Annotated in this window: 6 protein-coding genes and 1 pseudogene; all 7 read left to right on the top strand. The window is 70.3% G+C overall.

What is annotated here, in order from left to right; translation table 11 throughout:
* Positions 1-1,041: cell division protein FtsZ (locus JWP28_RS06095; protein WP_299541107.1), on the top strand; the 1,041-nt coding region annotated here is incomplete at its 5' end.
* 206 nt (positions 1,042-1,247) lie between these two features.
* Positions 1,248-2,156 carry a UDP-3-O-acyl-N-acetylglucosamine deacetylase gene (lpxC, locus tag JWP28_RS06090; protein WP_299541105.1) on the top strand — a complete coding sequence of 303 codons (909 nt, stop codon included), beginning with the start codon at positions 1,248-1,250 and terminating at the stop codon, positions 2,154-2,156.
* Between the two features lie 294 nt (positions 2,157-2,450).
* Positions 2,451-3,308, top strand: a pseudogene (locus JWP28_RS06085) (outer membrane protein assembly factor BamD); the annotation flags it as partial.
* A gap of 344 nt (positions 3,309-3,652) precedes the next feature.
* Complete coding sequence (recN, locus tag JWP28_RS06080; protein ID WP_299541103.1) at positions 3,653-5,350, top strand: DNA repair protein RecN; 1,698 nt, start codon at positions 3,653-3,655, stop codon at positions 5,348-5,350.
* Between the two features lie 197 nt (positions 5,351-5,547).
* Positions 5,548-7,626: an NAD-dependent DNA ligase LigA gene (gene ligA / locus JWP28_RS06075; protein WP_299541102.1), complete on the top strand. Its 2,079-nt coding sequence runs from the start codon at positions 5,548-5,550 to the stop codon at positions 7,624-7,626.
* Complete coding sequence (locus tag JWP28_RS06070) at positions 7,623-8,120, top strand: NUDIX domain-containing protein (RefSeq protein WP_299541101.1); 498 nt, start codon at positions 7,623-7,625, stop codon at positions 8,118-8,120. Before ligA ends, JWP28_RS06070 begins: the two co-directional genes overlap by 4 nt.
* A gap of 56 nt (positions 8,121-8,176) precedes the next feature.
* Complete coding sequence (locus JWP28_RS06065) at positions 8,177-9,277, top strand: phosphatidylinositol-specific phospholipase C1-like protein (protein WP_299541099.1); 1,101 nt, start codon at positions 8,177-8,179, stop codon at positions 9,275-9,277.
* Positions 9,278-9,336 lie beyond the last annotated feature (59 nt).

Below are 9,336 nucleotides of genomic sequence, written 5' to 3'. Positions count from 1 at the left end.
ATGCGCCTGGCCGACGCCGGCATCGGCGAGCTGCAGCGCTACGTCGACACCCTGATCGTCATCCCCAACCAGAACCTGTTCCGCGTCGCCAACGAGCGGACCACCTTCGCCGAAGCCTTCGGCATGGCCGACCAGGTGCTGCACTCGGGCGTGCGCTCGATCACCGACCTGATGGTGCTGCCCGGCCTGATCAACCTCGACTTCGCCGACGTCCGCACGGTGATGACCGAGATGGGCAAGGCGATGATGGGCACCGGCGAGGCGGGCGGCGACGACCGCGCCTTGATGGCCGCCCAGAACGCCATACAGAACCCGCTGCTCGACGAGGTTTCGCTGAAGGGCGCCAAGGCCGTGCTGGTCAACGTCACCGGCGGCCTCGACATGACCCTGCTGGAAGTCGACGAGGCGGCCAACGCCATCTCCGAGCAGGTCGACCCGGAAGCCAATATCATCTTCGGCGCGGCCTTCGACCCGTCGCTGGACGGCATGATCCGCGTCTCAGTGGTCGCCACCGGGATGGACGGCGCCTCGATCGCCGCCATCGAGCCGAAGCTCGAGCGCCGGCCGATGACCGCCCCGCCGCTGCGCGTGTCCGATGCCCGCACCACGGCGTCCGAGCCCGCCGAGGCGCCGGCCTACGCCGGGCCCGAGCCGATTCGCCAGCCCGAGCCGGCTCTGGCCGCCGAGGCGGCCGAGGAAGAGCAGCCCGACCTGTATGCCGCACCGGCGGCCGCCCAGGCTGGGGCGCAACCGCTGGTTATCCAGCCGGTGGTCCGCATCGTCGATCCCGCGGTCGCCGAGGCCGGGGACGAGCCGCTGTTCGCGCAGCCGGCCTACGAGGAGCGCCGCCCGCGCGGGGGATTCCTCAGCATCTTCGGCAGCCGCCCGCGCTACGACGCGCCACAGCCGATCGCCCCGCCGGCGCGTCCGATGCCGAGCCGCGGCGGCGCGTTGCCAGCCGAGGCCGCCGCGCCCGAAGAAGAGGCCCAGCACGGCGAGGACCTGGAAATCCCGTCCTTCCTGCGCCGCCTCGCCAACTAACTGTTCTCACTTAGTGTTTCTATTTCGCCGCAGGGGTCCGCAGGACCCCTGCGGCGCTGTGTCTTGGCAAGGCTCCGTTAACCCTCCGGATACCGAAACATTGCGAAACAGGGATTGTTTTGCTGCGTCGCACCAACAGCCTTAACCGGCAGGTGGGCGCTCCCCGGTGATCGGCGCCGGCGATCCAGTTCAGGGAAGGTCCCACGGTGGCGGCAGACGGTTTCCAGAGCGGGGCTTTCCAACATACCGTCAAGGCGCCGGCGCTGTTCGCGGGCGTGGGCGTGCACACCGGCGAGTACACGCAGGTCGCCGTGCGGCCCGCGGCGCCGGACGCGGGGATCGTCTTCGTCCGCATCGACATCACCGACCGCGACAACCGGGTTCCGGCCGCGCCTGAGTCGGTCTGCAAGACCCAGCTGGGCACGGTGATCGGCAACGCCGCCGGCGTCACCGTCGCCACCATCGAGCACCTGATGGCCGCGCTGCTCATGTCGGGCATCGACAACGCGGTGGTGGAGCTCGACGGGCCGGAGATGCCGATCATGGACGGCTCCTCCTGGCCGTTCCTGAAGATCCTCGACCGCGCCGGGCGCCGTCCGCAAGCCGCCGCCCGCCGGTTCATCGAGATTCTGGAGACCGTCGAGGTGGTCGACGGCGACAAGCGCGCCGCCCTGAAGCCGGCGATGCGCTTCGAGGTGGCCTTCGCCATCGAGTTCCCGACAGCGGTGATCGGCCGCCAGGAAATCGACATGCCGATGGACGAGGCGGTGTTCCGCCACGAGCTGGCCGACTGCCGCACCTTCGGCTTCCTGCATGAGGTCGAGGCCCTGCGCGCCATTGGCCTGGCGCGCGGCGGCACGCTGGAGAACTGCGTGGTGATCGAGGGCGACCGGGTGCTGAACCCCGAGGGCCTGCGCCGCCCCGACGAGTTCGTCCGCCACAAGGCGCTGGACGCCATCGGTGACCTCTATGTCCTGGGCGCGCCGATTCTTGGCCGCTTCGAGGGCGAGCTGGCCGGCCACGGCATCAACAATCAGTTGGTCCGCGCGCTCGCCGCGCGGCCCGACGCCTGGCGCATCCGCACCTTCGCTGACGAAATCGCCGTCGCAGTCTGAGTTTCCATTCCCGCGTAGCGGGAGAGGGGAACCACTCGCCCCCCGGGACCGACCGTAGGTCGGCCCGAGGACAGGCTCCAAGCGAGTGGTGGAGAGGGCAAGCCTCAGGCGCCGCGGTTGCCGCTTGCCCTTCCCACGGTCTGCTCTTCGTGTGGCCGGTCTCCCCTTCCCATGAATGGGAAGGGAAGGCGTTCACGGGGGAAGATAAGGATGCGACCGCGCTTTCGGTTGCTCTGACCGCCCCCTGGTGTAGAAGCGATTTCTCGCGTGGGGGCGCGCGTCTGGTCCTTTGAGGTGAAGGTGTCCTTGCTTCGCAATTCGTGGGCTCGCCCTGCACTCGTCGCCGTCTTTTGCGCCCTCGCGGTCGCCGCTTGTTCAGGGACCAAAAAGCCCAAGACCCGGCTGGCCTATGAGGAGCGCCCGGTCGAACTGCTCTACTCCACCGGCGCCGACCGCATGGACAAGCACCTGTGGAGCCAGGCGGTCGACTACTTCCAGGAAGTGGAGCGCCAGCACCCCTATTCGGAGTGGTCGCGCCGCGCGATCCTGATGCAGGCCTTCGCCCACTATCAGGCCAACAACTATTCCGAAGCGATCGGCGACGCCGACCGCTTCATCTCCCTCTATCCGGGCAACCCGGCCGCGGCCTACGCCCACTATCTGAAGGCCGTCTGCTACTTCGAGCAGATCGTCGACGTCGGCCGCGACCAGGCCGCCACCGGGCAGGCGCTCGACAACCTGCGCGAGGTCACCACCCGCTATCCGCGGACCGAATACGCCCTCGACGCGCGGTTGAAGATCGACATGGTCAACGACCAGCTGGCCGGCAAGGAAATGACCATCGGCCGCTGGTACCTGCGCCAGAACGACACCCTGGCCGCCATTGGCCGCTTCAAGACCGTCGTCGACCGCTACCAGACCACCAGCCATGCGCCCGAGGCGCTCTACCGCCTGGTGGAGGCCTATCTGACGCTCGGCCTGCTCGACGAGGCCAAGAAGGACGGCGCGGTGCTGGGCTACAACTACCCGGGGGACGCCTGGTACGAGGACGCCTACAAGCTGCTCACCTCCAAGGGCCTGCGCCCGGCGGTGATCCCGGCGGTCAGCGCCAGGCGCAGCGTGTTCCACGTCGTGCCCATGACCAAGGACAAGTCGCGCACCGCCCAGCCGCCCGCCGGGCTGCAGACGACCGCCGCGGTCATGTCCACGGCCCAGACCGCCAAGTCGGACACGCCCGCCGCCGCCGAGGCTCAGCCGGACACCTCGAACGACACGCCCAAGAAGAAGAAAAAGCGCAGCATTTTCCACATCCCCTTCACCAAGGATAAGTCGGACGACACCGGCGCGGACCCCGATCCGACGCCCATCCCTACGAAGTAGGTTTCGCCGCCTGGAAGGCGTGACCCGGCCGCCGGTTGGCAATGAGAACAAAAAGTGATCAACTGTGGCGCGGTGGCGCTTCCGTCCGCCGTTGATTCCCGGCCATCCTCACCGCCATGCTGATCGGACTGTGGATCCGCGACGTCGTGCTGATCGAGGCCCTGGACCTCTCCATCGGGCCGGGCCTCACCGTGCTGACCGGCGAGACCGGGGCGGGCAAGTCGATCATCCTCGACGCACTGGGCCTGGCGGTCGGCGCCCGCGCCGAGGCAGGCCTCGTGCGGCGCGGCGCAGCGCAGGCGGCGGCCTCGGCGGTGTTCGCGCCGGCGCCCACCCATCCGGTCTGGGACCTGCTGGAGGAGAAGGGGCTGTCCTACGCCCGCGACGAGGACCTGGTCCTGCGCCGCACGCTCTCGGCCGACGGGCGCAGCCGCGCCTTCGTCAACGACCAGGCGACCGGCGTCGGCGTGCTGAAGGAGGTCGGCGAGGCGCTGCTGGAGGTGCACGGCCAGCACGAAACCGTGGGCCTGCTCGACGCCCGCACCCACAGGCCCATGCTCGACGCCTTCGGCGGCCTGGAGGCGCAGGGAAGGGCGACCGCAGAGCGCTGGCGGGGCTGGCGCGAGGCGCAAGGGCAGGTCGAGGCGCTACGCACCGAGGTGGCCCGCGCCGCCGCCGAGACCGAGGAGCTGACCCTGCGCCTGGCCGAGCTCGACCGCCTCGATCCGCGCGAGGGCGAGGAGACCGAGCTGGCCGAGGAGCGCGCCATCCTCGGCGCCTCGGAAAAGGCGCTGGCCGACATCGCCGGGGCCCGCGAGGTGTTCGATGGGCTCTCGGCCCGGATGGCCGGAGCCGTGCGCGGGCTCGATCGCGCGCGGGAACGGGCATTGCTCGCGGGTGCGGCGGAGGCGGGGACGGCGGTGAAGCGCCTGACCGAGGCCTCGGCGGCGCTGGACCGGGTGCTGATCGAGGCCGGCGAGGCGGAAGCCGCGGTGGACGCCGCCGCCGAGGCCTTCGACTTCGAGCCCGACCGCCTGGAAAGGGCCGAGGAACGGCTGTTCGACCTGCGCGGTCTGGCCCGCAAGCTGCAGGTCAGCGTCGAGGCGCTACCGACGCTGCGCGCCCGCTTCGCCGAGCGCCTGCGGGCCGTGGAAAGCTCCGAAGACGCCCTGAAGGCTGCCGAGGCTGCGCTGGAGGCCGCACGCGAGGCCTACCTAGCCGAGGCCGGCCGGCTCAGCGCCGCGCGGGCCGCGGCCGGCGGGCGGCTGGCCGACGCGGTGATGGCCGAGCTCGCCCCCCTCAAGCTCGACAAGGCCCGCTTCCGAGTGGCCGTCGCGGCCCTGCCGGAGGACAAGGCCGGGCCAACCGGCCTCGACCGCGTCGCCTTCGAGATCTCCACCAACCCCGGGGCGCCGTTTGGAGACCTGGGGGCCATCGCCTCGGGCGGCGAACTGGCCCGCTTCGCCCTGGCGCTCAAGGCCGCCCTGGCCGGCCGCGGCTCGGGCCCCCAGCCGCTGATGATCTTCGACGAGGTCGACCAGGGCGTGGGCGGCGCGGTCGCCGACGCGGTCGGCCTGCGCCTCAAGCGCCTCGCCGCGGAAGCCCAGGTGCTGGTGGTCACCCACTCGCCGCAGGTCGCCGCCCGCGCCGAAGCCCACTGGCGCATCGCCAAGGCCGGGGAGGGCGAGCGCGTCCGCACCGCCGTCGAAGTGCTCTCCGCCTCCGACCGCGAGGAAGAGATCGCCCGCATGCTCGCCGGCGCCGAGATCACCGATGCGGCGCGGGCCGCGGCCAGGGCGCTGATCAAGGCGTAGCGCTTCTTTTCCCTCCCCTTTATGGGGAGGGTGGCTGGAGCCCCCGGGTCCGGCTAATGCCGGCCCGAGGATAAACTCCGCAATGGACAGACGGGTGGGGAAGTGAGGGTCAAGATCGGCATTGGGAGCTTGGACGCGACTTCCCCAGCCCGGCCGGCTGGCGCCGGCTCGACCCTCCCCATGAAGGGGAGGGAAAAGTGACCGACGTCGCCCACCTCACTGAAGCCGACGCGCTCGACGAGCTGACGCGGCTCGCCGACGAGATCGCCGCGCACGACAGCCGCTATTACCGCGAGGACGCGCCGACGATCTCCGACGCGGACTACGACGCCCTGAAACGGCGCAACTCGGAGATCGAGGCGCGCTTCCCGCACCTGGTCCGTGAGAACTCCCCGAGCCTGCGCGTCGGCGCGGCGCGCTCGGAGCAGTTCGCGCCGGTCGAGCATGGCGTGCCCATGCTCAGCCTCGACAACGCCTTCTCCGACGAGGACGCCGCCGAGTTCGACGCACGCGTGCGCCGGTTCCTGCGGCTGGGCGAGGAGCCGGTGGCCTACACGGCCGAGCCGAAGATCGACGGCCTCTCATGTTCGATCCGCTACGAGAACGGTGTCCTGGTCCAGGCCGCCACGCGCGGCGACGGCCGGATCGGCGAGGACGTCACCGCCAACGTCCGCACCATCGGCGAGATCCCCAAGCGGCTGGCAGGCTCCGGCTGGCCGAAGGTCATCGAGGTGCGGGGCGAGGTCTACCTCGGCCATGACGAGTTCACCGCCATGAACGCTGCGGCCGAGGCGGCTACCCAGCGGACCTACGCCAACCCGCGCAACGCCGCGGCGGGCTCGCTGCGCCAGATCGACCCGAAAGTCACCGCCACCCGGCCTCTGCGCTTCTTCGCCTATGCCTGGGGTCTGATCAGTGGGCCGTTCGCCGAGACCCAGTGGGACGCCCTGCAGGCGCTGAAGGCCTGGGGGTTCCAGATCACCCCGCAGTCGCGCCGCGTCGAGGGCGTGGAGGGCCTCCTGCGGGCCTACCGGTTCATGGAGGCCGAGCGGCCCAGGCTCGCCTTCGACATCGACGGGGTGGTCTACAAGGTCGACCGCCTGGACTGGCAACAGCGCCTGGGCTTCGTCTCCCGCGCGCCGCGCTGGGGGATCGCGCGCAAGTTCCCTGCCGAACAGGCGCGCACCATCCTGGAAGCCATCGACATCCAGGTCGGCCGCACCGGGGCCGTGACCCCGGTCGCACGCCTGAAACCGGTGACGGTCGGCGGCGTGGTGGTGGTCAACGCCACCCTGCACAACGCCGACGAGATCGCGCGGAAGGATTTGCGGATCGGCGACACGGTGATCCTGCAGCGGGCCGGCGACGTCATCCCGCAAGTCGTCGGCGTGGTCACCGATGAGCCGCGCGGGCCCGAGCCCTACGTCTTCCCGACCCACTGCCCGTGCGCGCTGCACACGCCCCTGGTGCGCGAGACCACGGCCTCGGGCGCCGAGACGGTGGTGCGCCGCTGCTCGGGCGAATTCGCCTGTCCGTTCCAGAAGCTGGCCCACTTGCGGCATTTTGTGAGCCGCCGCGCCTTCGACATTGAAGGGCTCGGGGAAAAGCAGCTCGTCGCCTTCATCGAGCGCGGCTGGCTGAATACCCCGGCCGACATCTTTCGCCTGCATGAGAAGCGCGCCGAGCTGCTGGAAACCGAGCGATACGGCGAGACCAGCGTGCGGAACCTGCTCGACAACATCGAGGCCCGCCGGACCATCCCCCTCGATCGCTTCATCTACGGCCTCGGCATCCGCCACATAGGCGAGACCACCGCCGTGGTCATGGCCCGCGGCTATGGAACCGTGGCCGACTTCCTGGCGGCCATGGACAAGGTCGCCGACCGCGACCCCGCCGCCATCGAGGAACTCGACAACCTCGACCAGATCGGAACCGCGGTGATCGAGGCCGCCGCGAGCTATTTCGCCGAGGACCACAACCGCCGCGTCGTCGAGGATCTGGTCGGCGAGCTGACCATCCTCGACGCCGAGCAGCCCAAGCAGGACACCGCCGTGGCCGGGAAGACCGTGGTGTTCACCGGCGCGCTGGAAAAGCTGACCCGCGACGAGGCCAAGGCCCAGGCCGAGCGCCTGGGCGCCAAGGTCTCCGGCTCGGTGTCGAAGAAGACCGACCTGGTGGTGGCCGGCCCCGGCGCCGGCTCGAAGCTCAAGACCGCCGCCGAACTCGGCATCCAGGTGCTGACCGAGGACGAATGGCTGGCCCTGGTGGGCGGATGAGCGAGCCGCCGCTGCGCGACCGGCCGACAGTGCGCGTTCTGCTGTTCGATCCGGACAGCCGCATCCTGCTGATGAAGGGTCGCCTGCCGGGCGCGCCGCAGGGCAAGGCCGCGTGGTTCACCGTCGGCGGCGGCGCCGAACCCGGTGAGACGGTGCTGCAGGCCGCGGTGCGGGAAGTGCGCGAGGAGACCGGCTTCGAGGCCGTGGAATTCGGCCCGGTGATCTGGCGCCGCGACGGGCCGCTGAAGCTTTCCACCGGCGAGCTGGTGATGTTCCGCGAACACTATATCGTCGCCCGCTGCTCCGGCGGCGAGCCCAGCCGCGACGGCTGGGAGGAGCTGGAGCGCGCGCTGGTCGACGACCTGCGCTGGTGGTCGCTGGACGAACTCCGGGCCTGCGAGGAGCGGGTCTATCCGAGCGCCCTCGTCAGCGGCCTGCCGGACCTGATCGCCGGCCGTTATCCCCTTGAGCCGCTGACTATTCCCTGGGCCTAGTCGGCCGCCCGCCGAACCTTCACAGTGCCGTCATTCGCCTCTGCTGGAGTGACCTGATGATCGCGTCTCTGCTCGCCGCCGCCGCCGTCGCGCTTTCTCCCGCCTGCGACCTTGAGCATCCGTCGGGCAAGGCCGGCTGCACGCGCGCGGCGGTGGATGGCCTGAAGATGAACGCCCTGCAGACCATGGGCACCCACAACAGCTACAAGATGGCCATCGCGCCCCTGGAAATGGCCAACCTGCGGGCCCGCAATCCGAAGGCCGCCGATACTCTCGACTACAGTCACATCCCTTTGACCGACCAGCTGAACGACGGCGCGCGCGAGCTGGAGCTCGACTTCGTCTACGATCCCAAGGGTGGCCGCTTCTCGACGCCGCTCGGCCGCAAGATGGCGCCCGCCACCACGCCCTACGATCTCGGCCCGCTCAGCAAGCCGGGGATGAAGGTGTTGCACGTGCCCGACATCGACTACCGCTCGGTCTGTCCAATGCTGGTCGACTGCTTCAGGGAGGTGCGCGCCTGGTCCAGGGCCCACCCCGACCACGTCCCCATCCTGATCATCTTCAACCTCAAGCAGGACCAGCTGAAGGTCCCGGGCGCGGTCCCGCTGCTGCCGTTCGACGCCGCGGCCATGGATGCCGTCGACGCCGAGATCCGCTCGGTGTTCAAGCCCGGCGAACTGATCACGCCGGACCAGGTGCAGGGCAGGCACAAGACACTGCGCGAGGCGGTGATGGCCGGCGCCTGGCCGACGCTCAAGCAGGCCCGCGGCAAGATCATGCTGGCGATGGACGAATCCCCCGACGTCGTCGCCGTCTACCGGGGCGCTCGAAGGAGCCTCGAAGGGCGGATGATGTTCGTGAACATCGACGAAGGCTCTCCCGCCGCCGGCTACATCACGCTGAACGAGCCGATCAAGGACAACGCCCGCATCCGGGCCGCCGTGAAGGCCGGGCTCATCGTCCGCACCCGCGCCGACGCCGACACCTGGGAAGCCCGCAAGAACGACACCGCCCCACGCGACGCCGCCTTCGCATCCGGCGCCCAGTACGTCTCCACCGACTACATGCGTCCCGATGCGCGCTTCGGCCCCTACCAGGCCCGCCTGCCGGGCGGCGGAATCGCCCGCCAGACCCCGGCGCCGGCGACGCCCTAGGAGGGCTCGGCTCGGGAGGCCGGCGCCTCCTCGGCCCGCGCGGGCTCCGGCGCCGGCGG

This window comes from Phenylobacterium sp. (assembly GCF_028290885.1).
Classification (GTDB): Bacteria; Pseudomonadota; Alphaproteobacteria; order Caulobacterales; family Caulobacteraceae; genus Phenylobacterium.
This window is presented reverse-complemented; position numbering and strand designations above follow the sequence as displayed.